Origin of the sequence: Bradyrhizobium hereditatis (genome assembly GCF_020329435.1) — a bacterium.
GTDB lineage: Bacteria > Pseudomonadota > Alphaproteobacteria > Rhizobiales > Xanthobacteraceae > Bradyrhizobium > Bradyrhizobium hereditatis.
On the sequence record NZ_JAGKJK010000008.1, the window covers coordinates 348,955 to 374,616 of the forward strand.

Consider the following 25,662-nt stretch of genomic DNA (forward strand, 5'->3'; position numbering starts at 1 on the left):
TACATCTGGCGCCATGAATGCCGCCTTAATCATCTGAATTCCAGACCTAATTTGGGTTCGGAGCGTGATCTGGACGGCAGAACGGCGCTAACGAAAAACTTAGTGATCTAATGTGCTTTGCCGGACACGGTTTGGGCGCCCGCTGGAACCAGATGGACCACGCGGTAGTGATTGTCGCGGAGGTAGCGCAGGAAGGCCGGCAGCATGGCAGCCGTCTGCGCCTTCGGATCATGCAGCAGGATGATGCCCTTGCGGACGACCTGCAGGCGCTCGGTGAGCAGCTTCAACTGCTGCGCGGGCGTCATCGGCGTCCAGTCGCTGGCCCAGAGATCCGCGCCGAACACTGCGATCCCGCGCTTTTGCAATGCGTCCAGCGTGGCCGGCGTCATTTCAAAATAGGGGAAGCGGAAGAACGGCGTGCTCGGGATCCTGTTGGCTGTGCCGTGCAGCGCCGTTTCGGTCGCGGCGATGCCCTTGTCGATCTCGCCGACCGCCGCCTCAGGCTTCATGTATTTCAGATTGTGGTGAGCAAAGGTGTGGTGCGCGATGGTATGGCCCTCGGCCGCCATTCTTCGCACCAGCTCGGGATGCGCCGAGGCGTTCCTTCCGATCAGGAAGAAGGTGGCGCGCACGCATTCCTGCGCCAACGCCGCCAGGATTTTCTTGTCCGTGGGCGGCCACGGCCCGTCGTCGAAGGTCAGCACCACTTCGCGGTCTTCAAGCGGCAGCGTCTGCGGAAAGCTCTTGAGGCCGACGCGCGGAAAGGTAGCCGCGTCCACCTCGAGAACGCGTGAGGTGCCGAGCGCGTCCTTGCGGGGACATTCGCCAGCCTGGACCGTCACAATGAAGGTCATCAATGCCGCAACCGCCGAGCACAGCGCCGCGCTAAAATGTCGGGTCATTTTCGATGGGACATATTTGGCATTGCGCACTGTGTTGCGGATTGGGTAAGCGTGCAGCGTAACTCAGACAAATTCCCTCAACTGTCAAACCGGCAAGGCGCGGCATGGCCGAGAAAATCGACGTTGCCCAAGCCGAGGCGCGACCAGCGCAAGGCTCCGTGCTCGACCCTCTCCTGATGCGGGACGAGGAGGGGCAGCTCCGTCATGAGTTTGTCGAGGAAATCACGCGTGCGATCCACGCCGCCGGCCGGCCGCTATTGTGCGAGGTCGTCGCGGAACTGCACGAGGCCGATCTCGGCGATCTGATCGGGGCGCTCGAGCCCGAGGATCGCGTCACCCTCGTCGAGATCACCGGCACCGATTTCGACTTCTCGGCACTGAATGAAGTCGACGACGCCGTTCGCGAGGAAATCCTCGAGGAACTCGAGCCGGAGACGGTCGCCGAGGGCGTCCGCGAGCTGGAATCCGACGACGCCGTCCAACTGCTCGAAGGCCTCGACGAGGAGGACAAGGAAGAGATCCTCGACAAGCTGCAGCCGGACGAGCGCGAGCCGCTGGAGCGCAGCCTGCTTTATCCGGAGAATTCCGCCGGCCGGCGGATGAGTTCGGAGTTCATCGCAGTGCCGCCGGACTGGACCGTCGGGCAGGCGATCGACTACATGCGCGACACCCCCGATCTGCCCGACCGCTTCTATGAGATCTACGCGGTCGATTCCGAAAAGCACTGGCAGGGTGCGGTCTCGCTCGACACGTTGTTGCGGGCGCGGCGGCCGGTGCCGCTTGCTGATCTGATCGAGGAAGACCGACGCCGCGTCTCCGTGCTGGACGACCAGGAAGAGGTCGCGCGGATGTTCGGCAAATATAATCTGGTCGCGGCCCCCGTCGTCGACACCACTAACCGGCTGGTCGGCGTCATCACGATCGACGACGTCGTCGACGTCATCGAGGAGGAGGCGGATGAGGACCTGAAAGCGCTCGGCGGCGTCACCAGCGACGAACAATTGTCCGACAACGTCTGGACCATCGCGCGCGGCCGATTCAACTGGCTGCTGGTCAATCTGGCGACGGCGTTTCTGGCGTCCTCTGTGCTCGGCCTGTTCGAGGGCCAGCTCGAAAAGATGGTGGCGCTTGCAGTGCTGGCGCCGATTGTGGCGAGCCAGGGCGGCAATGCCGCGACCCAGACCATGACGGTGGCGGTGCGGGCGTTGGCGACCCGCGAGCTCCGCTCCAACAATGCGTGGCGCGTCGTCCTGCGCGAGGCGATGGTCGGCCTCGTCAACGGGCTGGCATTTGCCATCATCACGGGCGTCGCTGCGGTGGCCTGGTTCAAGATCCCGGGCCTCGGCGTCGTGATCGGCCTTGCCATCATCTGCAATCTGGTGGCCGGCGCGCTCGGCGGCATCCTGATCCCGATGGTGCTGGAGCGGGTCCGCGCCGATCCGGCGGTGGCTTCGGGAACTTTCGTCACCACCATCACTGACGTGGTCGGCTTCTTCTCATTCCTCGGTATCGCCACGTTGTGGTTCGGGCTGAAGTAGCGCCTTAGTTATCGTTAATCGGACCTTAAGGCGCTTGCCCGATGATGTTGGCCCACGAGGTCAACATGCGGCGCTTGCGGCTGAAAGCGGACGGACGGATCGTCGAACTGCGGGACGGGCAGGAGTTTCCGCTCGCGCCGGCTATACCAGAGGCGCCGGTTGCCGTTGCAGCATCCGGCGACGCCACGCCGCTGCCTGCGGTGCGCGATCTGCGCCGCCGGGCCCAGCTGACGCAGCTCGAATTCGCGGCAAGGCTTGGCGTGCCGGTGGAAACGATCCGGAACTGGGAGCAGGGCAAACGTGTCCCCCGCGGGCCGGCGCGGGCGCTGCTCGCGGTGATCGCCCATTCGCCAGAGACCGTTTTCGCCGCGCTCGCCACGGAGCCGGCGCCCGCCTAGTCTTTTTTGACGTTCCTCCCGCGAACCCAATCCTTCTCAGATCAAATGAGTGGCATGCGCCCGAGCGGAGGCGGTATCTGTTGGCACGGCTGTTTACGCAGCCCATAATGGGTCTGGGCCCGCGGATGCAACCGATGCTGTTTGTCGAAGCCAATGGCGCAAAGATCCCGGCGATCGGGCTGGGCACCTGGGAATTGCGCGGGCGCACCTGCGCGCGGCTCGTCGAGCAGGCATTGCGGCTCGGCTATCGCCATATCGACACCGCGCAGATGTACGACAACGAACGCGAGGTCGGCGAAGGCCTGCGTGCTGCGGGCGTGAAGCGCGACCAGGTATTCCTCACCACCAAGGTCTGGCCCTCGCATTTCGCGCCTCACGATCTGGAACGCTCTGCCAAGGAAAGCCTGGTGCGGCTGCGCTTGACCGAGGTCGACCTGTTGCTCTTGCACTGGCCGAACCCGCACGTGCCGCTGATCGAGACGCTCGGCGCGCTGGCGCGCGTCAAGCAGCAAGGGCTCGCGCGGCACATCGGCGTGTCCAACTTCACGGTCGCCTTGATCGAGGAGGCGGTGGCCTCGTGTTCGGAACCGCTGGTGTGCGACCAGGTCGAGTACCATCCCTACCTCGACCAGACCAAGGTGAGGGAGGCCTGCGCACGTCACGGCATGGCCGTGGTGGCCTACAGCCCGGTCGCCAAGGGCCGCATCAAGAGTGACCGCGGCTTGCTGCGGATCGGCGACCGCTACCGCAAGACGGCAGCGCAAATCTGCCTGCGCTGGCTGGTACAGCAGGGCGTAGCCGCGATCCCCCGAACGTCGAAACTCGAGCGGCTCTCGGAGAACATCGAGATCTTCGATTTCGAGCTGTCGGATGCGGACATGCAGGAGATTTCCACGATGGGCACGGCCAGCGGCCGGCTCACGGATTTCGGTTTCTCGCCGAAATGGGATTGAGGCGCGGCACCGCCGAACGCTATGCTGGCGAACATTAGGGGATACCTGACATCGCTTCGATCCGATGGACCTGCGGCGGATCATACCCACTGAGATCACGGCGTCGGCGGTCGCGCATGTGTCGCTGCTGACGCTGCTCGTGCTGTTTTCCGAGGTGCATCCGTTCGGCGCGGTGACGGCCGAGCAGATACCGGTCGAGATCGTGACACCGCAGGATATTCCCGAAGAGCCCAAACTGGCCGAACAACGCGCTGCCGAGATCAAGCCGGAACCGGCACCACAGCCCGATTTCTCGATGGCCGACAAGCCTGCTGCTGCACCCACGCCAGCCCAGGAGCCTCCACCCGCCGCGCAGTCGCAGAAGCAGGCTGCACTCGCTACGTCGCCCGCTGCCCAGCCACAGCCGGCGGCCCAGCCGCCGTCACAGCCGGCCGCGCCGGCCTACAAGGCGCCCGAACCGGATATTTCGATCAAGTATCAGGTGCTACTGGGCTTGCCGCCAGACCTCTTGCCGACGCCGCCAACATCCCCGCACGGCCGCAACAAGGGCGAGGACAATTTTGATGCGCCGGCGATCGAGGCGGCCGACATCTCGAGTACGCTGGTCGCCGAATTCCGGCGGCACCTGAAGACCTGCTCGAAGTTGCCGGCCTCGCTGGCCAGGAGTGACGACGTCAAGGTCAAGCTGCGCGTCTTGATGACGCCAGACGGCCGGCTCGCCGCAGAACCGATCCTGATTGAAGCGAGTGCTTCCATGAAGGGACCGTTGCTGATGCAGGGTGCGATCCGCGCGTTGCAGTCCTGCCAGCCCTACGCGATGCTGCCGACGGACCGCTACGGCGAATGGAAGGTGCTCGATCTCAGCTTCACGCCGCAGGACTTCAGCGGCAGCTGACAAGGTTCGCGGCCTAAATCGATCCTGGATAAATTGGTCGCTTTGCGCGTCGCTGTGCGCGCGGTTGTGCATGTGTATTCGAAGGCATGAAGTCTTCATATCGCCTGGCCGCCAACCGCCCGCTCGGCGTGCGACGCTCCGTAGGCCGAGTGGAACTACGGCCTACGGAGCGAAAATGATGGCAAATGATAGGGGCCGAGAGCCCTGGCTAGACGTTGAAATATAACCGACGAAAGGGTCGTCGAGCCATCGCCCGGGGCAATCTCGCGGCCCTTTCACTGACGGGAGGTGAGCATGACACTCATTTGGCTTGGTGTGCTCCTTGTCCTCGGGGGGGTGTTGCAGATGGCGTATCAGCCAATCTGGCATGGCCGATTAAGCGGTAGAAGGCGACTTCGCGCCGGCCAACCCGGCGACACTTTGGAACCGTCAAGACCGGCTGGCGGCTTTGGGTTCAAATCGAATTGGCCTGGTCTGGTACTGGTCGCGCTCGGCGGCGCGTTTTTGCTTGCCGGGGCAGCCATCTGAATTTTGAAACCAGTTCCACGAGCAGGTTGCGCGTGAACGAAGGCTCTACCCCATCGCCCGCCAGGCATTCGATGCGAATTGTCGCCGCCAGGTGACTATGACGACGAGCGCGGTCGTGACCAGTAGCAGCCAGGGGCTGACGAACCAGCCGAGATAGCCGAGTGCGAAGAAGAACGCGCGCTGGCCGCGGTTGAAGTGCCGTCCCGCCGCTTCGAACAGCCGTGTCGTGCGCATCACATGGGTTTCCGCTTCCGCGGTATCGCGCTGTGACGACGGCGGCATCGCGCCGAGCAGGATCGCGACATAGTTGAACAGGCGATACGACCAGGCGAATTTGAAGAAGGCGTAGATGAAGATCAGGATCAGCCCGACGCATTTGATCTCCCAGAGCGCCGGCGAGGGGGTGAGATCGACCGGCAGCTCGCGAAGCACGGCGAGCGCGTCATTGGTCGCGCGCAAGAGTGCCAGTCCGCCGCCGATCGCGATCAGGCTGGTGGAGGCAAAGAAGGCGGTGCCGTTCTGCAGCGAAGCCATGATCTGCATGTCGACCATGCGCGCCTCGCGGTCGAGCATGTTGCGCACCCAGACCTCGCGATAGGCGTTCATGCGCGCCGACAGGCTGTTGCGGCCGTAAGCCGTGTGCTCGAGCGTAAACCCATAAGCCAGCCACTCCGCGACAAAGAATGCGACGGCGGCGATATCGACCCAATAGGCGCCCATGTGGCGGCATCCCCGGTGGTGGCTCGGCAAGCGTGATGTACAGGTTGAACGTGTGCGGTGCACTATGGCAAGATGCCGGTTCCAACAGGATTTCCCCGCAAATGTTGAAGCTGATCATCGGCAACAAGAACTATTCGTCATGGTCGATGCGGCCGTGGCTGGCGCTGCGCGCCAATGACATTCCGTTCGAGGAAGTGTTCATCCCGCTCTACACCAACGACAAGGCGGACAAGGACCGGCTCCTGAGCTTTTCGGATTCGGGCAAGGTGCCGGCGCTGATCGACGGCGACATCACGGTGTGGGATTCGCTCTCGATCATCGAATATCTCGCCGAGAAATACCCGCAGGCGAAGCTGTGGCCGGACGACCGCGCCCGCCGCGCGCATGCGCGTTCGATTTCGGCGGAAATGCATTCGGGCTTCCTGCCGCTGCGCAACGAATGCGGCATGAACCTGCACCGTCCTGTTCGCGCGGTCGAAATGTCGGATGACGCGCGCGCCAATGTGGCGCGCATTCAGGATATTTGGGCCGACTGCTATCGCCGTTACGGCAAGGACGGGCCATTCCTGTTCGGCGCATTCGGTGGCGCGGACGCCATGTTTGCGCCGGTGGTGCATCGCTTCCGCACCTATGCGATCGAGGTGAAGGATGAGGCGCGGCATTACTACGATGCGATGATGTCGTTGCCGGCGTTTCAGGAGTGGACCCGCGCCGGTCTTGCCGAAACGCTGGTCATCGAACGGTTCGAGACGGTCTGATTTCGACCCGCGGAGTGGGCAGTCGGAGCAGGGCAGCTGAGGGCTGACCGCAGCCCGTGTCACCTCCGCCGGTTGTCCGATTTTGGGAAACACGGCCTCTTGGGGCGGACGGGCGGATTCCAGGGAACCTGGGTCTTTATTGGTTACGGCCCTGAAAAACATGCGGAATTTGCGTGTTTGCCATGCCTCGATGCTGCTGGCTTTTGGGGAGGTGCCTGTGCTAGGTTGCCGCAGGGTTCTCAAGTCGGCCGAAAGCTAGCGGGACCGTGAGCGCGGCCGGCGTTCTTGCGTAATGGAGAGGGCGTTGAAGCATAAGTACTCCGTTGGAGAGACTGTCTATTTTACTGCCAGCAATGTTGCCCGTCCGGCCGCCAGCGGCACCTATGAGGTCGTCCGCCTGCTGCCGACCGATGGCGACGACTGTCAGTATCGCATCAAAAGCTCGACCGAAGCTTTCGAACGGGTCGCCAAGGAAAGCCAGCTCGCGATTTCCTGAAACAGTTGTGTGCAAGCAGCCGGCTGACGGAGTTCCGTTCGAAACGCCGTCAAAAGGCCCCGTTCGCAGAACCATTCTGCCGAAAAGCGAATGCGATAAAGACGCATTCGCTTTTCGACCGCGTTTGATGCTGCGTTAAGGGACATTGCGCATGAACTGGGCTTGGGCCGCTTCGCTGGATCAGATCTGGCAGTCGCCGAACCTTCCACTGTACCTGACGCTGGCCACGGCCGGCTTTGTCGGGATCGTCGTGCTGATCACGCTGTTGCGTGCGGAGAGGTCCGTGGCCAACGGGGTGCTGGCGCTCATCACGCTGCTAGCAATCGGCGTCGCGGGCACGGTGGCCTTTCGCGGTTCGGCAAACGTGCCGCAGCAGGCGGAGGCGCGTCCGGTCCAGATGGCGACCGCCCCGTTGCCGCAGCTTGCCTGCATTGACGAGCTTGCCGGCGACGCTGTTCTGGCGGCCTGCGAGAAGGTGCTGTTCGGTTCTGCCGAGTCGGTCGCCGCAGCGGTAGCCTATGCGGCCTCCCAGATCACGTTGCTGACCTCGCTCGGCGATGTCGCCACCGCAAACAAAGGCGCTGGCTCTGACCTGCTGGCGCTGCGCCGCGCCGTCGAGCGCGACCGTTATGGATTGATGGCCTATGTGCTGACGGTGCGCGACCGCTGCACACCGTCGTCCTGCCGTGCGTTCCGTTCGCTGACCGAGACGCGCCAGATTGCGTCCAATATGGAAGACCGCGTCTACGAAAGCCTGATCATGCGCTACGCGGCGTCATGGAATGCGCCGGCGCCGGGCGCTGCGGGCCTGATTGCGGCGCTGCCTCCATCCATGCCCACGGGCAAACCTACCAACGCCGAATTCCCGACCTCGGCTTCCACCCCAGCGGTCAGCATCATGACGCCCGAGCCGCCGGCGAAGCCATCGCCACCCGCGGCCGCTGCCCCGGCGTCACCGCCCGCACCGCGGCCGGCCACGGCGGCGACACCGCCGGCTCCAGCGCCATCACCCGCGGTGGCTGCCGCCAAGAAGTCGCCGCCCCCGGCGCCAAAGCGGCCATCCACCGCCCCGGTCCCGCTCGCGCCGTCGGCTTCGCCGCCTGCGACCTCCGAGAACGAGTGATCTTTTCAAAGCACGCACGGCCCGCTACATCGGCGTGATCATGCCGCTTCATCTCATCAAGCTTGCCGTCGGCTGCGAGTCGGTCAAGGAACTCAAAGGCTGGGTCGCCGAACGCATGGCGACCGCCAAGAAAAAGGGCCTGCCGCTCCGTCACGTCCACATCACCCGAATGACGCCGAAGCGCGACGAGGAGATCCTCGCCGGCGGCTCACTCTATTGGGTGATTAAGGGTGAAATCGCCGCGCGGGAAAAGATCATCGCGATCGAGCCGTTCCGCGACAAGGACGGCATCGGGCGGTGCCGCCTGGTGATGCAGCCCAAGGTCTTTGCCGTCTCGCCGCGGCCGATGCGCCCGTTCCAGGGCTGGCGCTATCTGACCGAAGATGCCGCGCCGCCGGACCTCACCAAATCCTCCGCCGCCAGCGTGGCGGCGATGCCGGAGCCGATGCGGCGCGAACTACGCGACCTGGGGTTGCTCTGACGGGGGCGCGTCTCCGGCTTACACGCCGATATTATCGATCAGCCGCGTCGTGCCGAGTTTTGCGGCAACGAGCAGCCGCACCGGCCCTTCCTTCATCGACGCGATCGGCGCTAGCGTCCCGGCGTGCCGGGCCTCGAAATAGTCCAGCGCGAAGCCCGCGGCAGTGATCTGTTCGCGGCCGGCCGCCATCGCGGCCTCAAGTTCCTCACCGGCCTTCAGCCGCTTGGCGGTGCCCTTCATGGTGCGGTAGAGCGTCGGCGCGACTTGTCGCTCCTCGGCCGAGAGGTAGACATTGCGCGAGGACATCGCGAGGCCGTCGCGCTCGCGGACGGTGCGCGAGCCGATCACTTTAACGCCGAGGTCGAGATCGGCGGCCATCTGCGTCACCACCCGCAATTGCTGAAAATCCTTCTCGCCAAAGATCGCGACATCAGGCCGGACTTGCGTGAACAGCTTGCCGACCACGGTCGCGACGCCGCCGAAGAAGTGTGGCCGGAAGCGATCCTCCAGCCCGACCGTGGCCGGACCTTCCGGCACGATCCTGGTGGCAAAGCCGTCCGGGTACATTGCCTTGACGTCGGGATTCCAGATCAAGTCGGTCTTCTCCTCCGTGAGCCGGGCGAGGTCGGCCTTCCACGTACGCGGGTACGAACCGAAATCCTCTGAAGGTGCGAACTGTGTCGGATTAACGAAGATCGAGACGACCACCTTCTGAGCGCGCTGCTTGGCGAGCCGCACCAGCGACACATGCCCGTCATGAAGCGCTCCCATGGTCGGCACCAGCCCGACGGTGGCTTTTCGCGCGCGCAAGGCTTCAACGGCGCGACGCAATGCGGGGACGGTGCGGACGACCATGGGACTTCGCGGCATCTGGCTTCGATCTCTTGCGGGTTGTGACGGGGTGAGGGGGCAGAAGACCCCGTTCGGTTCGGCGGGCGGGCCGACCTTATAAGGCCAGAGCATTGCCGCCAAGGTTGCTTGGAGATGGCAAGCCTGCGGCAACTCAACGCCAAGGTCAGGCGCGCGCGTTGCTGGTTGCTGAGCACTGATCTTTGCAACGGAACGAAATCCGCACCATCGGGATTCATGATTAAAGACACACTGCGAGTGATTTGAATGCGTCGTCGCGCATTTCACTTGACGCGCAGTCGTGCGTGATTTGAAGATATTGTGCGGGGGTTGAATCATGTTGGTTCAGGCGAGTCAGGGGCAGTTGGGATCGGCGCACGTCGTCGTCCTCGGCAACGAGAAGGGCGGTTCCGGAAAATCCACCACCGCCCTGCATATTGCCGTTGCCCTGCTGAAGGCCGGACAGCGCGTCGCCACCATCGATCTCGACTGTCGCCAGCAGAGTTTCACCCGCTACATCGCCAACCGCAGCGCGTGGGCGCGCCGCACCGGTCTCGACCTCGAAATCCCGGTGCACTATTGCATCAAGCTCGGCGAGACGATGCAGATCGCCGACAATGAAAATTCCGAGTTTCAGCAATTCGCCGAGGCGGTCGGCGCGGTCGAGCGTGCCTTCGATTTCATCGTCATTGATACGCCGGGGTCGGACTCCTATCTGATGCGGCTCGCACATTCGATGGCCGACACCCTGGTGACCCCGATCAACGACAGCTTCCTCGACTTCGACGTGCTCGGCACCGTCGATCCGGCGACCTATACGGTGACCGGTGAGAGTCATTATGCCGAGATGGTCCGCGACGTCAGGCGCAAGCGCCGCCAGCTCGACGGCGCCACCACCGACTGGATCGTGGTCCGCAACCGGCTGTCGATGATCGGCTCGCGCAACAAGCAGCTGGTTGCCGAGAGCCTGAAGGACCTCTCGTTGCGGCTCGGCTTCCGTTCGATCGACGGATTTGCCGAGCGGGTAGTCTACCGCGAATTCTTCCCGCGCGGACTGACGGCGCTGGACGACATCGATGAGGCCACCCTCGGCACGCGGCCGAGCATGGGCCATGTGACGGCGCGCGAGGAGGTGACCAGTCTCCTGCGTCAGCTCAAGCTGCCGCTCGACGAGCGTGGCCGCCGCCGGGCCGCCAATCGCGCCGAATGGTTCACCCAGGTCGACAAGCCGCTCGAAGTCCACGACATCTTTGGCGACATCATCAGCGCCTGAACCGCTATCACCGGCTATCGCGGCTGGATCACCGTCATCTCGAACGGACCGCTATGGTTGGCTGCATGCGCAACCGCCTCGTTGGCGCGGTCGAGACCGAACGCGGTGACCTCGAACTGGTCGAGGTCGACCAGGCCGGCGCGGATCATGCCGGTCATCAGGGTGGCTGCGTGCGGCGGGTACATCCATTGCCCGCGCAAGGTGATGCAGTTTCGCATCATCCACGAATAGGACAGGTCGAGACCGGCGCCATCAGCCATGCCGACGCCGCCCATCAGCACCACGCGCCCGTAGGGCCGCACCGCCATGATCGCGGTCCTTACCTGCACGGCATTCGCCGCGGGCGGCAGGATATCGAGCACGCAGTCGATCGGGCCAGGAGCGGCCTGCAGGATGCGTGCGCGATCATTGGCCTCGTCGCCCCGCATCGGCACGGTGCGGACGCGAGCGCCGAACCGCCGCGTCAGCTCCGCCAGCGCCTGCTCGTTACGCCCGGTGGCGACCACACACCGCGCTCCCATTGCCAAGGCGACGGCGACTGCGGCGCTGCCGAAACTGCCGGTAGCGCCGTTGACCAGCGCGATCTCGCCGGCTTGCAGTTGTGCCGCGAGGAACCCGCCATGGGGGACGAGCAGGGTGCCGAGCGCGCACCATTGTGCGGCGTCCTTCTCCTCGATATCGCCGATCGGAACAGCGTTCTCGGTCGGCACGCGCATCTGCTCGGCCCAGGCGCCGTATGGAAGTATCGTTGCAGGCGCAGGCCGCCCTCGCTACCGGCGGTGAGACCCTGCAGCGTGATGTCAGGCGACAGCGCATTGTCGCGCGAACGCACCGTCGGATCGCAATAGACCCAATCGCCGGGACGAAGACGGGTGGCATCGGGACCGGCGGCGCGGATCCGGCCGATCGCGCCGGGGCCGGGCACCATGGGCAGGTCCATCAGGTATTTTCGCTCCCCGCTGAGGACCTCGTTGGCATAGGCCAGCACGCGGCTCGCCATCACCTCGACAATGACCTCGCCGGTGCCAAGTTGCGGATCGCGAAGGGTTTCGATCGCAAGCGGCGATCCGAACGCATTCAGAACGGCAGCCTTCATGGGGCCTCCTCATTTCAATGGAGGCGCATTCTCGCCAGGTTCAGGGTCGCAGCAAGACCTGGTATTATCCTAGGACTGCCAGACCCTTTCTCAGGCGCGGCGCTCATGGCGATATCGGACGTGACTACGAGGCAAAGCGAGCTCGGCGACTTCCTGCGGTCGCGCCGGCAGAAGCTGACGCCGAAGGCGGTGGGCCTGCCGCTCGGCCGTCGCCGGCGAACGCCGGGACTGCGGCGGGAGGAGGTGGCCGAGCTCGCCGGCATCGGCGTCGACTGGTACATCCGCCTTGAGCAGGGACGCTCCGTCAGTCCTTCGGCTGCGACTATTGATGCGCTGGCGCGTGCGCTACGGCTGACCAAGGCCGAACACCGGCATCTGAAGGAATTGGCCCAAAGTGTCGACGGGCGCGCCTTCGTGCGCGAGAGCGTCCCCCCGGCGATCCAGCGCACCATTGAACAGCTCAACCTGCCGGCCTATATCACCGGCCGACGCTGGGACATTCTGGCCTGGAATGCGGCTGCCGATGAGATCTTCGCCTTCAGCCAGCTCGCGGATGCCGATCGCAACAGCCTGCTCCTGGTGCTGACCAATCCCGCTACGCGACGGCTGTTCGGCGCTTCATGGGCGGATGAGGCGCAGCGTATGGTCGCGCAGTTCCGGGCGACGCACGACCTCTGGGCCGGCGATCCCGCTTTTCGCGACCTGCTGGCGCGTCTGCGCGAAGGCTGTCCTGAATTTGCAGACTGGTGGGAGGCTCATGACGTCGGGGGCGCCGCGGCAGGACGAAAATCCTTGACCCATCCCAAAAAGGGCCGGCTCAAGTTCGAGTATGTGAGTTTCCAGGCCAATGACGATCCCGCACTGAAGCTCGTCATCTACATGACAATTTAGCGCAGAGCTTGCCGGTATTATCGCACCTGCTGGCGTTGGTTCCCGGGAACAAGTCCTGTAGGACGCCGTTTTCCTTAGACTTTATCTAGTCCTCGAACCAATGCTTGAATGGAGGCGTCGTAAGGAAAAACAGGTCGAATTGTGGGATTGAGCGGTGCCCAAGAGATAGGTGCATCGCACAATGATCAGGCGGTCAATACACAACATTTGGCCTTTATGTCACGCCATCGTGACATATATCATCAACAAGGGACCGGAAGAGTCTCAAACAGGGATAGCCCCTAGCGGGGCGCGAGGACGATAATGAAACGTGGAATTCTGGTTCTGCTTTCACTCTCAGTGCTGGTCGCCGTCGCGTATTTCACCGCGAGCAAATGGGCGATCCGGCACGAGACGATTGCATTCCACGATCCCGTCCGCGACAACCGTCTTGTCGCCGTGCAGATCGCTGTCCGCCGCGACAAGGAGATGCAGGCCAACGCGGGGATGATCAAGCTGCCGGTCGCGATCCTCAACCACGGCAACACCGTCAAGAACACCGAGTACTCGTTCCTGTCGAACGTCTTCGCATGGCGCGGCTATCTCGCGATCAGTCCGCAGCACGACCTGCCGACCGACCCGCCGATGGTGACCAAGATCGGCGAGCCCTATGTCGGCCGACTGCCGCAGATTCAGCGCGGCGTGGCCAATATCCATTTCGCCATCCATGAGATGAAGAAGCTTCAGCCCAACGCCGACTACGAGAAGGTGACGATGGTTGGCCACTCGATGGGCGGCGATATCTCGATGTACTTCGCCAAGCAGTATCCCGACGAGATCAAGAAAGTCGTGACACTGGACAATCTGCGGGTGCCGTTCCTGACCGAGGGCAAGTTCAAGATCCTGTCGTTCCGCTCCCAGGATACGCATTTCAAAGCGGACCCCGGCGTTGTGCCTGACGACGAGCAGTGCGAGCAGGCTGGGATCACGGTCGTGAAGACCGGCTTCCAGCACAATGACATGCGCGACACCGGACCGGAGGCCGCCAAGTCCTCGATCCAGTCGATGCTCGACAAGTTCCTCGACGAGTCTGACAGGAGCGGCGCGTTGAAGCCCGTGCCGACCAAGGTGCCGGACGTGCTGAGCAGCAGCCCTGGGCCCGTGCCGCTCTCAACCCCTCTGGCCAGCAATCCCCAGCCGAAGAACAAGCCGGTCACGAACTAGACGACCGACCGCCATGGTGCATATCCGGCTGCGTCACGAGCCGGCGCATTGACCGGCTGAGAGTGCCGTCCCACATAGAGCTTGCTGTTATCTGCGAGCGCGCTCATGGCCGGCGAACCCATCAAGCCGAAATCGGCAGGCGACGTTGCTTCGGCAAAGGCCGACGCACGTAAAGATGGCTCGTTGCCCGAGACCAAGTCGTCGACGTCAGAAGACATCGCTGCCTTCGTGGCGAAAGCGCGCGCGATGTCGCCGCATGGTGCAGGCGCGCGGGGAAGGCTGGTGTTTGCGCTCGACGCCACCATGAGCCGGCAGCCGACCTGGGACATGGCCTGCGCGTTGCAGGCCGACATGTTTCGCGAGGCGGCGTCGCTCGGCAGCCTCGACATCAGGCTGGTCTACTACCGCGGCTTCAACGAATGTCGCGCCACCGGCTGGATCTCCGATTCAGCGCAACTGGCGAAGCTGATGAGCAAGATCGGCTGCCAGGGCGGCAACACCCAGATCGGCAAGGTGCTGTCGGAGGCGCGCCGTGAAGCCGTGGCATCCGGCGTACGCGCCGTGGTGTTCGTCGGTGACGCCATGGAGGAGTCGGTCGACCATCTCTGCGTCAAGGCCGGCGAGCTTGGCTTGCTCAAGGTCCCGGTTTTCATGTTTCAGGAAGGCCATGACCCCGTGGCCGAACAGGCGTTCCGCGAGATCGCGCGGCTCACCGGCGGCGCCTGGTGCAGGTTCGATCCCGGCGCCGCGGCGCAGTTGCGCGAGCTCCTGCGCGCCGCCGCAGCCTATGCCGCCGGCGGGCGCGAAGCTCTGCTGCGGCTATCGAAGACCACTAGCGGTGCGGCCGCGCTGATCGGCCAGATGAAGTGAATACGACTTTGGTTGCCACCGCGCCGGGCGCCATGCTTTTCGGCGCCGGTGCCGCTATATTATTAGAGCCATGCCAACCCTGATCGCCGGCGTCGTCGCCGTTGTCGTTCTATACTTGCTGCTGCAGATGCTTCGTGCGGCCAATCCGGTCGTGCTCGCACGCGCGATCAGGATCGTCGGCGGCGTGCTGGCGCTGGCGGTCGCGGCCTTTACTGGCCTGCGCGGCGAGCTGGCGATCGCCATTCCGCTCGGGATTTTCGGCGCCGGTCTGCTCGGCTGGTCGCCGTTCGGGCAGTCTATCGGCGGGATTTTTGGCGGCGGCCAGCGCTCGTCGGGGCAGGCCTCGCGCGTCCGCTCGCAGTTTCTCGAGATGACGCTCGATCACGACAGCGGCGAATTGTCGGGACGGATCGTCGATGGACCGAACGCAGGCCGCTCGCTCGACGAATTCGATCTGCCGCAATTGATTGCGATGACGGCAGCCTTCGACGCCGAAAGCGTCGCGTTACTTGAAAGTTATCTTGACCGCCGGTTTCCCGCTTGGCGTCAGAACGCGCAGGGCGATACGGCAGGGGGGCAGCGTCGCACGGCGGCGAGCGGAAAAATGACGAACGAGGAGGCCTATCAGATCCTTGGCCTGCAGCCGGGGGCGGGGCGCGACGACATCACCCGGGCGCACCGCACCCTGATGAAGAAACTGCATCCCGACCAGGGGGGCTCGACGTATCTCGCTGCCCGCGTAAACGAGGCCAAGGATACCCTTCTTCGCACGCATTCTAGCTAACTCCGGCTCACGCCACCGACGCTACAAACCGCGAGTTGCTGCCAAGCTGTTCTCTGACTGACGCCCCATCGCCCGCCGTTGTCCCGGCGTGGTCGATCCTTCGTGCAGCAACCTAGCTGCAAATTCTTGACGAGAAGTTTGCGTTTTCCGCTCTAGGCCCGATCACGCGAGAGGCGCTGCAACTGTGCTCGGGAAACAACAAAGCCGGCGCTTGCGGCGCCGGCTTCGTGAAGTTGAACGAAACGTCGGGTCAGTTGCGAATGGTGATGCAGGAGATGTCCGCGCGCTTGAGCGCGCGGCACACTGCTTCAGCCTGGTCGCGCTCAAGGCCGGCGAAGCGGGCGCGGTAGAGCGTGCGGTTGTCCTTGGATACGACCGGTTCGGTGAAGGGATCGGCCTTGCCGAGCAGGTTGCTCGCCTTGGTGCGCGCGAGATCGATCCGCTGCTTGGCTTCGCTTTCGCTTTCAAGCGCGCCGACCTGAACGATCCAGCCGGTACGAACCACCGCCGGCGCGGCCGGCTTGACGGCGTCGTTCTGCTGCGCGGCCTGCGGCTGCGCCCGCGGAGACGGATCGGCATAGGCCAGCGCCTGCGCGTGCGGCGCTTGCGAGGGAGCCGGTGCCAGGCTGGAAGCGGGCAATACGCCGAGCACGCCGTTTCCGGTACCGTGATTGGCCGGCTGCGGGATCTTGGCGGCTTCAGGCCTGATCTCGGCCGCCTTGTTCTCTGCGGCCTTGTTCTCAGCTGCCTTGGCGACAACGGCGCTGGAAGTCTCGGCGACCTCAGGGCGGGCAGAGATGGCGTTGGTGATCGGCGGGGCCGCAGGCTGCGAGGGGCCGGCGGCCGCCAGCTTCATCGGGCCCGCCTTGACCTGCACCGTCTTGACCTTGACCGGCTTCATCGGCTCGGCCGAACCCGGGATCGCCGAGATCGGCTGGGTCTGGATGACGCCGTTGGTGAGCGGTGCGGGTTCGGGTTTGGCCTGCGGCTCGACCTTGGCGGGCGGCGGGGGCAGGGCCGCGGCGGCGGCTGCCATCAATGAGGGTTTTGCCGGCGCGATCGAGCGGGTCGCGGGCATGGCTGCGAGGCCCGGCTCGGCAGCGGCGAGGGCGCCGCCGGATGGGGCGACGTCTACCGGGCGCGAGGCCATTGTCTCGGCTTCCGCCACGTCGACTGTGCCATCAGCGGCAGGATTGCGCTCGGTTATCGCGGCGACGGTACGTTTGGTTGCGGCTTTCTCCACGTTCTCGGCGAGCAGGTTCCGCATGATTGCGTCGCGCGAACCACCGCTGCGGCCGCCCAGCACCACACCGACGAGGTGGCGGTTGCCGCGGCGCATCGAGCTCACGAGGTTGAAGCCGGAGGCGCGGGTGTAACCGGTCTTGATGCCGTCGACGCCTTCGACATTGCCGAGCAGGCGATTGTGATTGCGGATCGACTGTCCCCGATAATTGAACACCGAGGTCGCAAAGTAACGGTAGTAGCGCGGGAAGCGATCCTGGATCGCGCGGCCGAGGGTGGCCTGATCGCGCGCCGTCGTCAGTTGCTCGTCGTTGGGCAGACCGGAGGCGTTGCGATAAGTGGTCTTGCTCATGCCGAGCGCGCGCGCCTTGCGCGTCATCAACCTGGCGAACTCGGCTTCGTCGCCGGCAATAGCCTCGGCGACCACGACGGCGGCGTCGTTGGCGGAACGCGTCACCAGGCCCTTGATGGCGTCCTCGACCTTGAGGGTCTGGCCGGGGCGCAGGCCGAGCTTGGTTGGCGCTTGTTCGGAAGCATGTTCGGAGACTTCCATCTCGGTATCGAGCTTCATCTTGCCGGATTCCAGGCGCTCGAACAGCAGATAGAGCGTCATGATCTTGGTCAGCGACGCCGGGCGCCGGATACCGTCGGGATTGTTGGAGGCGAGCACAGCGCCGGAATTGGCGTCGACGATGATCGAGGAAAATTGGGGGCTATAGCTTTCGCGTACGACGTGATGGTGGCGGCGGTGCTTGTGGCGGCGCGCTTCGGCGCTCTCGGTCGAGATCAATATCGCGGTGGTGAAGGTAATGAGTCCGAGGGCGCACACTCGCAACGCGCGCGAGGAAGCCAAGGTTGTACGAAGCATTTACTTCCCCGTCCCAATTTCTGTCTTGATCACCGGCCCGTGAGGCAAAATTGTGCCCACCAGCCAGTGATGTTCCGCTGCTCGGAGCGCCGATCCGGCCGTTACGCACGGCCCGGCAGGCCGATCAGATCGCTGTTCTAGCTAAGATACTGTTCCAAAACAGCTTTCCGGCTGTCGGTCAGAAGGCGAACAGGTCCAGGAATCAGGTTAGGCGGAGCGAGTTTCCAAAAGATTAATTAACCGTTGCGTAAGACCTCGGATTTTTCCGCTAATTGGCCGTATTTGTGCATTGCACAATATTCGTTGACTTTTTTGTGCAGCGCACATATATGTGACCGGGTCAGGGAGCCGGGACCTCCCGGCAATTGGTTTGCACCTGCAAGTCTGGGAAAGGACTCCATGATGGTAAAGGTTGAAGACATTCAGAACTACGGGAAAGAGCATCTCGAAACGGTTGCGGCTTCCGCGAGCAACCTGCAAAGCGGCGTTCAGGCGATCGCGACCGCCTATGGCGAGTACGCCAAGAAGTCGTTCGAAGACACCAAATCGTTTGTTGAAAAGCTCTCCGGCGTGAAGTCGCTGGACAAGGCGCTCGAGGCGCAGAGCGAATTTGCGCGCTCTTCCTACGAGTCCTTTGTTGCGGAAGCGCAGAAGATCGCGGGCCTCTACACCGATCTCGCCAAGCAGACCATCAAGCCCTACGAGGGCCTGGTGGCGAAGTACTCCTCGGCGGCGCATTAATTCGTTCGCGATCTGATAGTTCGACAAAAAAAAGCCCGGCCGGAACGGCCGGGCTTTTTCTTGACGCCTGTAGGCGCTTATTTCGCGACGCGCAGCTTGGCCAGCGACTGGCCGATCGAATTGAACACCGACAAGGTCTGGCTGGCATTGGTGATGCGGTAGAACTTGTCCGAACTGCTGGCGCATCCCTTGAGCACGGCGGACTCCCCATCCCCGCCGGTATCAACCTGGACGGTGTAGATCGTGATGTTGTGCGGTGCCGCCTTGGCGTTTGCGCACAGGATCGCCTGTCGGGCATCGATCTGCGACGCGTTCGAATACCAACGATTCTGCGTGTTCAGGCCGTCCGACAGCAGGACGATGGCATCCTTGTAGGCATAGTTCGCCGTGTCCTTGGCCGGGGCATTGAACGGCGGCACGCCTACGCCGAGCGTCAGCCAGGCCCATGCCATACCGATGCCCTGGTTGGTATTGCCGGTCGGCTGCAAATTGTCGATCAGCGTTTTAAGCGCGGTCCAGTCGTAGCTCAGCGGCATGATCGGCGGCATATAGGGATCGTTGCTCGACTTGCAGTATTGTTCGTTGATGGTCCCGTCCCATCTTTTTGTAACATATTCCTCGGCCACAACCATCGTCGGCGCGTTGGACGAGGTCGGAGGCGTATTCTTGGTATCGAAATCCTGCGTGCGGTCGGTGACGCAGCCGGTCCACTTGGTCTTATCCGGCGTCCAGATCTTGCCGGCATCCAGGCAGGAACTCTTGCTCGTCTTCGTGGCCTGGCTGCACGTCCCCCAGGTCGGGTTCTGATCACTCCACAAGTCCCAGTCGATCCAGCTCTCGTCCTTGAAGCTCGTGCCAAGGTTGACGTCCTTGGCGAAGGGAATAATCGAAATGTACATGTCGCCGTTATTCTTCGCGAGCTTGCTCAATTGATCGATCAGGCTTTTGGCGGCCGCCTGCATCGCCGGCATTTTGCCGTCGTCTCTCATCGATCCCGTCACGTCGAGCGCCATCGCGACCCGCATGCGGACGTTGCCCCAGGCCGAGGTGGAACTGGTATTGAAGCCTAAGGTAGGGAAACCGGCGACCCGCATGAAGCCGGTGTCAATGGCGCCGGAGCCGTTGACCAGGATGGTCGACCCGTTGCCGGAGTTCTGCGTGTAGCTTGCGTTGATCGTGACCGACTTGGCTTCCTGATTGGTGTAAAGGGCCTTGAAATACGCCTCTGCCTTCGTCGGGATCTGCGAGGTGTTGATCGTGCCCTCGGTCAGGTCCTTCGCCAGCATCAGGGCGGTCGAGTCGAGGGCGGCCTGCATCGAGGAGCGGGCGCTGTTGGCGCGCGTGTAATCGACCGCTGCCCCGACGAAGCCGATGATCGGAATGACCGCGATCCCGAACAGGATAGCGATGTTGCCCTCATTGGCGCCGGCGAACCGGCGGGCAGCCGTGCGAATGCGACGGATAGCGACTGTATCGAGCATGGCTCTCACCGCAAATGTGATTTCTGCGGGCATTCCGCCCGAGGCCGCTAAACAGGCGGTAAACCGGTTCCGCCAAAAAAGGGTCAAAGCTGGCGGATCGCCGGGCCGGCCGCCGAAAGCACCTGCTATCCTCAACGGCGGCTAAACGGGCGTACTTGGTCCTTTGTCAAATCCGGCAGAAACGATTAACCTTGAGCCGGATGGCCGAGCCGGGAATCGGGCCGGTCGCGGATCGCGCAAAGGCTGCATCAACGCGCTTGCGGCGATCGGGCGGCAGACCCATATTCCAGGTGCCGATCCGGCCACGGGTCGGGATCGGGAGCGGCGATCTGGAAATGGCGTTGCTGGAAACTTGACGGTGGCTCAGGCCAGAGCCGATCGCGAGCGCGCCAGCATACGTGCTCCGGTCACCCCCTTGGAATTTCGAACGCCTGAGCCATGTTGCAGTCAACCTTCAAAGTTTGTTCGTCCGTGTCGGCAACGTCATCTGCTTCAGCTCCCCGAACGAGCAATGACGAGAACCGCAACAATGGAACCAGCGGGCCGTCGACGTCGGTTATCACCAAGGTGAAGCCGAAGGCCAAGCGCCCGAACCTCTACCGTGTCCTTATTCTGAACGACGACTACACGCCGATGGAGTTCGTCGTTCATGTGCTGGAGAAGTTCTTCCAGAAGGACGTCGAGGCAGCCACCAAGATCATGCTCCATGTCCATCACCACGGGATCGGTGAGTGCGGCGTGTTCACCTACGAGATTGCCGAGACCAAGGTCACGCAGGTGATGGATTTCGCGCGCAAGCACCAGCACCCGCTGCAATGCGTGATGGAAAAGAAATAGCGGCGCATGGCGTTCGACCCGTCCGGAGAGAGGAACGGGTCTTGCAGTGATCGGCTGACGGAAGCCGATACCATTGGCGGCAGTTTCGGGGCGGGTGGTATGCCGCCGCGTGGTACTCGAATTTAGAGGAAAACCACGCTTGCGGAACCGGTCTTTCGCCATGATCGTATGTAACTATATGACGCTATGTGACAGGGGATGACGAAGGTTGCTGTTGCCTGACCGGGAAATGGCGATCATGATGACCGGGGGCCATAGAGGACGCGAATGCCAACTTTTTCCCAAAGCCTTGAACAATCCCTGCATCGTGCGCTGGCGATTGCAAACGAGCGTCATCATCAATACGCGACGCTCGAACATCTTCTGCTGTCGCTGATCGATGACTCGGATGCGGCGGCGGTGATGCGTGCCTGCAGCGTCGATCTCGACAAGCTGCGCACGAGCCTCGTCAACTATCTCGAGACCGAATTCGAAAATCTGGTGACTGATGGCGCCGACGACGCCAAGCCGACCGCCGGATTCCAGCGCGTGATTCAGCGCGCTGTGATTCACGTTCAGTCCTCCGGTCGCGAAGAAGTGACCGGCGCCAACGTGCTGATCGCGATTTTCGCGGAGCGCGAGAGTCATGCCGCGTATTTCCTGCAGGAGCAGGACATGACGCGCTACGACGCGGTCAACTATATCAGCCACGGCATCGCCAAGCGGCCGGGCGTCTCCGAAGCACGCCCCGTGCGCGGCGTCGACGAGGAGACCGAGACCAAGGGCAACGAGGACTCCAAGAAGAAGGGGGAGGCGCTCGAAACCTATTGCGTCAACCTCAACAAGAAGGCGCGCGACGGCAAGATCGATCCGGTGATCGGGCGCAATTCCGAGATCAACCGCGCGATCCAGGTGCTGTGCCGCCGGCAGAAGAACAATCCGCTGTTCGTGGGCGAGGCCGGCGTCGGCAAGACCGCGATTGCGGAAGGACTCGCCAAGCGCATCGTCGATTCCGAAGTGCCGGAAGTGCTGGCCGCCGCCACCGTGTTCTCGCTCGACATGGGCACGCTGCTCGCTGGCACGCGTTACCGCGGCGATTTTGAAGAGCGCCTGAAGCAGGTTCTGAAGGAACTGGAGGCGCATCCGAACGCCATCCTGTTCATCGACGAGATTCATACTGTGATCGGAGCGGGCGCCACCTCCGGCGGCGCGATGGATGCGTCCAACCTGCTCAAGCCGGCGCTCGCCGCGGGCAACATCCGCTGCATGGGCTCGACCACCTACAAGGAATACCGCCAGCACTTCGAGAAGGACCGCGCGCTGGTGCGGCGCTTCCAGAAGATCGATATCAACGAGCCGACGGTGGAAGACGCGATCGCAATCCTGAAGGGCCTGAAGCCCTATTTCGAGGATTACCATCGGCTGAAATACACCAATGAGGCGATCGAGGCGGCGGTGCAGCTCTCCTCGCGCTACATCCACGACCGCAAGCTGCCTGACAAGGCGATCGACGTGATCGATGAGTCCGGCGCAGCGCAGATGCTGGTGGCCGAGAACAAGCGCAAGAAAACGATCGGCATAAAGGAGATCGAGACCACGATCGCGACCATGGCGCGGATTCCGCCCAAGAGCGTGTCAAAGAACGATGCCGAGGTGCTGAAGCACCTCGAGCAGACCTTGAAGCGCGTGGTGTTCGGCCAGGACAAGGCGATCGAGTCGCTGTCGGCCTCGATCAAGCTGGCACGCGCCGGCCTGCGCGAGCCGGAGAAGCCGATCGGCAGCTACCTGTTTTCCGGTCCGACCGGCGTCGGCAAGACCGAAGTTGCAAAACAGCTTGCGGCCTCGCTCGGTGTCGAGCTGCTTCGCTTCGACATGTCCGAATATATGGAGCGGCACACGGTCTCGCGTCTGATCGGCGCGCCTCCCGGCTATGTCGGCTTCGACCAGGGCGGCCTGCTCACCGACGGCGTGGATCAGCATCCGCATTGCGTGGTGCTGCTCGACGAAATCGAGAAGGCGCATCCGGATCTCTACAACGTGCTGCTGCAGATCATGGATCACGGCCGGCTGACCGACCACAACGGCAAGCAGGTCAACTTCCGCAACGTGATCCTTATCATGACCACGAATGCGGGCGCCGCCGATCTCGCGCGTCAGGCCTTCGGCTTCACGCGCAACAAGCGGGAAGGCGACGACCATGAGGCGATCAACCGCCAGTTCGCGCCGGAATTCCGTAACCGGCTGGACGCGATCGTTTCGTTCGCCCACCTCAACGCCGACGTCATCGGCATGGTGGTCGAGAAGTTCGTGCTGCAGCTCGAGGCGCAGCTCGCCGATCGCGACGTCACCATCGAGCTGTCGGAGACCGCCAAGGCCTGGCTGATCGAGCATGGCTATGACGAGCAGATGGGTGCGCGGCCGATGGCGCGCGTGATCCAGGAGCACATCAAGAAGCCGCTCGCGGACGAGGTGCTGTTCGGTCAGCTCAAGGGCGGCGGCCATGTCCGCGTGGTGCTGGTCAAGGACGCCGATGACAAGGACAAGATCGGCTTCGAGTTCGTCGAAGGCCCGGTCACGCCCAAGCCGGAAAAGCTGCCGGGAGCGCGCAAGCGCAAGCCGAAGCCGGGCGGTCCTAACGGAGGCGGCGGAGGCTCCAAGGGCCCGGCCTCAAAGGGACCGCTGGTCAAGGTATAGACGGCTTCAATTCGAAACGAAGAGCCGGCGTGTCGCAAGACCGCCGGCTTTTTGTTGACTAACGGTCCGGCCAAATCAACGCCTGGGCGGCCACGACGTGTTCACCGTTGAACGTCAGGGAAGGCGAGCCATACAGCACGTAACCGAGCTCGATTGCTTCCGAAACGCGCCGGCAGAACTCAGCATCGTCCTTGCCTGTCAGGAGGCGATAGACTGGCAGGTCCTGTGGCGGTTTTGCAGACATGCTACCTCCAACAATACCATGGTGGGCTGCGGACTATAGGGCATCTATTGCTTTACGGAACGCCCCGGCAGAGGCATTCAGCGTTCGCCCAGCAGTTCGTCAATCCGCCGCTGCAGCTGGCGCTTCTTGATCTCGCTCCGGCGCAGCCGCTCCTCGAGGTCGGAGACCGGCTCGGCCGGACTTTCCCCCTGAATGCGACGCCGACGAAATTGTCGCGCCACCAGATCACCTTGGCGAGGAATGAGCGGCCCTTGCGCGCGATGCGCAGCGAGAGCTGCTCCTTCGGCAATTGGAGATCATCGCTGAATTCGATGGTCGCGCCATGGTCGGAAATATTGCGGACGATGCAGTCGCGCGTCGTGCCGCGTTCGCCGATCTCGGCGACGCCGCCATACATCACTTTATCGCGCACGCTTTCGCGCCGGTCCTGCATTGCAAGTCTCCCAACAAAGTGAGGTGACTTTTACCCCGCTTTATTGCCCGTAAAAGTCCGGCGAGCGCAAAATGCGGCGTTAACGTAAATTAACGGCGGCCCCGATGATGCGGATTTTGCAGCAATGCGGCGCAAAAAATGCCGGCCTGAAGCAGGCACGGCGGGATCAACCTGCAAGCGATAGCTGTTAACTGACGTTTGACTGCCAATGCGCTCTCGGAGTGCAAACTGCCATGCAACGAGATCGGTTTATTTGCGCCCTGTGCTGCTCGGTGTCGCTCTTGTTCGGCTTGACCAACGCCTTTGCCGAGGACGCGGGCGAGGCTACCCGCTCAAGCGCGACCGCTACTCCAAAGGCGGGCGCATCTGTGCGCGAGAGTGACGCGCGCGAGGCGATGTGCCTGATGATTGAATCCGCGGCGCGAGAATCGAACCTGCCGCTGGAATTTTTCGCGCGCGTGATCTGGCAGGAAAGCCGCTTCCGCTCCGATGCGGTCGGGCCGGTCACGCGAAGTGGCCAGCGCGCGCAGGGCATTGCGCAGTTCATGCCTGATACGGCGAACGAACGCGGCCTGCTCGATCCCTACAATCCGGTGCAGGCGCTGCCGAAGTCGGCGGAGTTCCTGACCGAGCTGCGCGAGCAGTTCGGCAATCTCGGCCTCGCGGCCGCCGCTTACAATGCGGGCCCGCGGCGGGTGCAGGAATGGCTGGCCGGCACCGGACCGATGCCGCTGGAGACGCGCAACTACGTGCTCGCCATCACCGGCTCCACGGTGGAGGATTGGGCGAAGGCGGGAAAGGGCGGCAAACAGCCCGAACGTATCAAGACATCGAGCTGCCGCGAATTGATGGCGCTGTTGAAACAGGCGCCCAATCCCTTTGTCGCCGGACTGGAGCAGCGCGTGACGCTCGCCGCCGCAAAACAGTGGGGCGTGCAGCTCGCCGCCGGCTTTTCCCGCGACAAGGCGCTCGCGATGTATGGCCGCGCGGTCTCGCGCCTTTCGAGCGTGATCGGCAATCGCGATCCCTCGATCCTCACCTCGCGCCTGCGCAGCCGCGGCCCGGCGACGTTTTACCAGGTGCGCTTCGGCGCCGACACCCGCGGCGAGGCCGACGACCTCTGCAACCGCATCCGCAAGGCCGGCGGGGCGTGCTTTGTGTTGAGGAACAGGGGCGTGGCGGGGTGAGGGACGTTGCTGCGGGGGTGACCTCGTCATTGCGAGGAGCGAAGTGACGAAGCAATCCATCCCTCGGCTTGTGGCGCGATGGATTGCTTCGCGGAGCCTGTCATCGGGCGGGCATTCGCGCGACCCGTTGGCTCGCATTGACGGTGGGGCTGGCAGGTGGGCCCTGCTCATGCATAACAGCTCTGTAGCCAGAGTTTC

24 protein-coding genes and 1 pseudogene are annotated in these 25,662 nt (G+C 63.2%); 17 read left to right on the forward strand and 8 right to left on the reverse strand.

Annotation, left to right across the window (positions count from 1 at the left end):
* Nucleotides 1-107 precede the first annotated feature (107 nt).
* A complete protein-coding gene (locus J6524_RS20965) occupies nt 108-902 on the reverse strand; it encodes a polysaccharide deacetylase family protein (protein ID WP_225673931.1) in 795 nt (264 codons plus the stop codon).
* 104 nt (nt 903-1,006) lie between these two features.
* Between J6524_RS20965 and mgtE the strand changes: the two genes are divergently transcribed.
* From mgtE to tolA, 4 genes are all read left to right on the forward strand, one after another.
* On the forward strand, nt 1,007-2,440 hold the full coding sequence (mgtE, locus tag J6524_RS20970) for a magnesium transporter (RefSeq protein ID WP_225673933.1): 1,434 nt from the start codon (nt 1,007-1,009) through the stop codon (nt 2,438-2,440).
* Between the two features lie 65 nt (nt 2,441-2,505).
* Nucleotides 2,506-2,838, forward strand: coding sequence for a helix-turn-helix domain-containing protein (locus J6524_RS20975; RefSeq protein WP_225674045.1), 333 nt, complete (start codon nt 2,506-2,508; stop codon nt 2,836-2,838).
* A gap of 134 nt (nt 2,839-2,972) precedes the next feature.
* Nucleotides 2,973-3,791, forward strand: coding sequence for an aldo/keto reductase (locus J6524_RS20980; protein ID WP_225673934.1), 819 nt, complete (start codon nt 2,973-2,975; stop codon nt 3,789-3,791).
* 64 nt (nt 3,792-3,855) lie between these two features.
* Nucleotides 3,856-4,686, forward strand: coding sequence for a cell envelope integrity protein TolA (gene tolA, locus J6524_RS20985; protein WP_225673936.1), 831 nt, complete (start codon nt 3,856-3,858; stop codon nt 4,684-4,686).
* A gap of 573 nt (nt 4,687-5,259) precedes the next feature.
* Here tolA and J6524_RS20990 read toward each other — a convergent pair.
* Nucleotides 5,260-5,934, reverse strand: a complete 675-nt coding sequence (locus tag J6524_RS20990) for a DUF599 domain-containing protein (RefSeq protein ID WP_225673938.1) — start codon at nt 5,932-5,934, stop codon at nt 5,260-5,262.
* Nucleotides 5,935-6,035: 101 nt separating this feature from the next.
* Between J6524_RS20990 and J6524_RS20995 the strand changes: the two genes are divergently transcribed.
* The 4 genes from J6524_RS20995 to J6524_RS21010 all read left to right on the forward strand — a co-directional run bounded on the left by J6524_RS20995 (nt 6,036) and on the right by J6524_RS21010 (nt 8,792).
* On the forward strand, nt 6,036-6,692 hold the full coding sequence (locus J6524_RS20995) for a glutathione S-transferase family protein (RefSeq protein WP_225673940.1): 657 nt from the start codon (nt 6,036-6,038) through the stop codon (nt 6,690-6,692).
* A gap of 292 nt (nt 6,693-6,984) precedes the next feature.
* Nucleotides 6,985-7,188, forward strand: coding sequence for a hypothetical protein (locus J6524_RS21000; RefSeq protein ID WP_171712330.1), 204 nt, complete (start codon nt 6,985-6,987; stop codon nt 7,186-7,188).
* 151 nt (nt 7,189-7,339) lie between these two features.
* Nucleotides 7,340-8,311, forward strand: a complete 972-nt coding sequence (locus J6524_RS21005; RefSeq protein WP_225673942.1) for a hypothetical protein — start codon at nt 7,340-7,342, stop codon at nt 8,309-8,311.
* A gap of 40 nt (nt 8,312-8,351) precedes the next feature.
* Complete coding sequence (locus J6524_RS21010) at nt 8,352-8,792, forward strand: DUF1489 family protein (RefSeq protein WP_225673944.1); 441 nt, start codon at nt 8,352-8,354, stop codon at nt 8,790-8,792.
* An 18-nt stretch (nt 8,793-8,810) separates the two neighbouring features.
* Here the strand turns inward: J6524_RS21010 and panC are convergent, their stop codons facing one another.
* Nucleotides 8,811-9,662, reverse strand: coding sequence for a pantoate--beta-alanine ligase (gene panC / locus J6524_RS21015; RefSeq protein ID WP_225673946.1), 852 nt, complete (start codon nt 9,660-9,662; stop codon nt 8,811-8,813).
* A gap of 316 nt (nt 9,663-9,978) precedes the next feature.
* On the opposite strand from panC, the gene J6524_RS21020 reads away from it, so the two are divergent.
* A complete protein-coding gene (locus J6524_RS21020; protein WP_225673948.1) occupies nt 9,979-10,914 on the forward strand; it encodes a division plane positioning ATPase MipZ in 936 nt (311 codons plus the stop codon).
* A 14-nt stretch (nt 10,915-10,928) separates the two neighbouring features.
* Here the strand turns inward: J6524_RS21020 and J6524_RS37730 are convergent.
* Nucleotides 10,929-12,010 (reverse strand): annotated as a pseudogene (locus J6524_RS37730) (zinc-binding dehydrogenase).
* Nucleotides 12,011-12,115: 105 nt separating this feature from the next.
* On the opposite strand from J6524_RS37730, the gene J6524_RS21030 reads away from it, so the two are divergent.
* The 4 genes from J6524_RS21030 to J6524_RS21045 all read left to right on the forward strand — a co-directional run bounded on the left by J6524_RS21030 (nt 12,116) and on the right by J6524_RS21045 (nt 15,758).
* A complete protein-coding gene (locus J6524_RS21030) occupies nt 12,116-12,901 on the forward strand; it encodes a helix-turn-helix transcriptional regulator (protein ID WP_225673952.1) in 786 nt (261 codons plus the stop codon).
* 303 nt (nt 12,902-13,204) lie between these two features.
* On the forward strand, nt 13,205-14,104 hold the full coding sequence (locus J6524_RS21035) for an alpha/beta fold hydrolase (RefSeq protein WP_225673954.1): 900 nt from the start codon (nt 13,205-13,207) through the stop codon (nt 14,102-14,104).
* 105 nt (nt 14,105-14,209) lie between these two features.
* A complete protein-coding gene (locus tag J6524_RS21040) occupies nt 14,210-14,974 on the forward strand; it encodes a VWA domain-containing protein (protein WP_225673956.1) in 765 nt (254 codons plus the stop codon).
* A 70-nt stretch (nt 14,975-15,044) separates the two neighbouring features.
* A complete protein-coding gene (locus J6524_RS21045; protein ID WP_225673958.1) occupies nt 15,045-15,758 on the forward strand; it encodes a DnaJ domain-containing protein in 714 nt (237 codons plus the stop codon).
* A 250-nt stretch (nt 15,759-16,008) separates the two neighbouring features.
* Here J6524_RS21045 and J6524_RS21050 read toward each other — a convergent pair whose 3' ends face one another.
* On the reverse strand, nt 16,009-17,868 hold the full coding sequence (locus tag J6524_RS21050; RefSeq protein WP_225673960.1) for a serine hydrolase: 1,860 nt from the start codon (nt 17,866-17,868) through the stop codon (nt 16,009-16,011).
* A 402-nt stretch (nt 17,869-18,270) separates the two neighbouring features.
* Here J6524_RS21050 and J6524_RS21055 point away from each other — a divergent pair, with 402 nt between their 5' ends.
* Nucleotides 18,271-18,609, forward strand: coding sequence for a phasin family protein (locus J6524_RS21055; RefSeq protein WP_225674047.1), 339 nt, complete (start codon nt 18,271-18,273; stop codon nt 18,607-18,609).
* Between the two features lie 77 nt (nt 18,610-18,686).
* Here the strand turns inward: J6524_RS21055 and J6524_RS21060 are convergent, their stop codons facing one another.
* On the reverse strand, nt 18,687-20,090 hold the full coding sequence (locus J6524_RS21060) for a vWA domain-containing protein (protein WP_225673962.1): 1,404 nt from the start codon (nt 20,088-20,090) through the stop codon (nt 18,687-18,689).
* A gap of 438 nt (nt 20,091-20,528) precedes the next feature.
* On the opposite strand from J6524_RS21060, the gene clpS reads away from it, so the two are divergent.
* Both clpS and clpA read left to right on the forward strand, forming a co-directional pair.
* The gene (clpS, locus tag J6524_RS21065; RefSeq protein ID WP_225673964.1) at nt 20,529-20,927 is read left to right on the forward strand and encodes an ATP-dependent Clp protease adapter ClpS; all 399 of its coding nucleotides are present in this window, start codon (nt 20,529-20,531) and stop codon (nt 20,925-20,927) included.
* 267 nt (nt 20,928-21,194) lie between these two features.
* The gene (gene clpA / locus J6524_RS21070) at nt 21,195-23,600 is read left to right on the forward strand and encodes an ATP-dependent Clp protease ATP-binding subunit ClpA (protein ID WP_225673966.1); all 2,406 of its coding nucleotides are present in this window, start codon (nt 21,195-21,197) and stop codon (nt 23,598-23,600) included.
* A gap of 58 nt (nt 23,601-23,658) precedes the next feature.
* On the opposite strand, the gene J6524_RS21075 is transcribed toward clpA, so the two are convergent.
* Both J6524_RS21075 and J6524_RS21080 read right to left on the reverse strand, forming a co-directional pair.
* Nucleotides 23,659-23,844 carry a DUF1737 domain-containing protein gene (locus J6524_RS21075; protein WP_376712054.1) on the reverse strand — a complete coding sequence of 62 codons (186 nt, stop codon included), beginning with the start codon at nt 23,842-23,844 and terminating at the stop codon, nt 23,659-23,661.
* Between the two features lie 52 nt (nt 23,845-23,896).
* Complete coding sequence (locus J6524_RS21080) at nt 23,897-24,277, reverse strand: PilZ domain-containing protein (RefSeq protein ID WP_225673968.1); 381 nt, start codon at nt 24,275-24,277, stop codon at nt 23,897-23,899.
* A 233-nt stretch (nt 24,278-24,510) separates the two neighbouring features.
* Between J6524_RS21080 and J6524_RS21085 the strand changes: the two genes are divergently transcribed.
* The gene (locus J6524_RS21085) at nt 24,511-25,464 is read left to right on the forward strand and encodes a lytic transglycosylase domain-containing protein (protein ID WP_225673970.1); all 954 of its coding nucleotides are present in this window, start codon (nt 24,511-24,513) and stop codon (nt 25,462-25,464) included.
* The last annotated feature ends 198 nt before the right edge of the window (nt 25,465-25,662 follow it).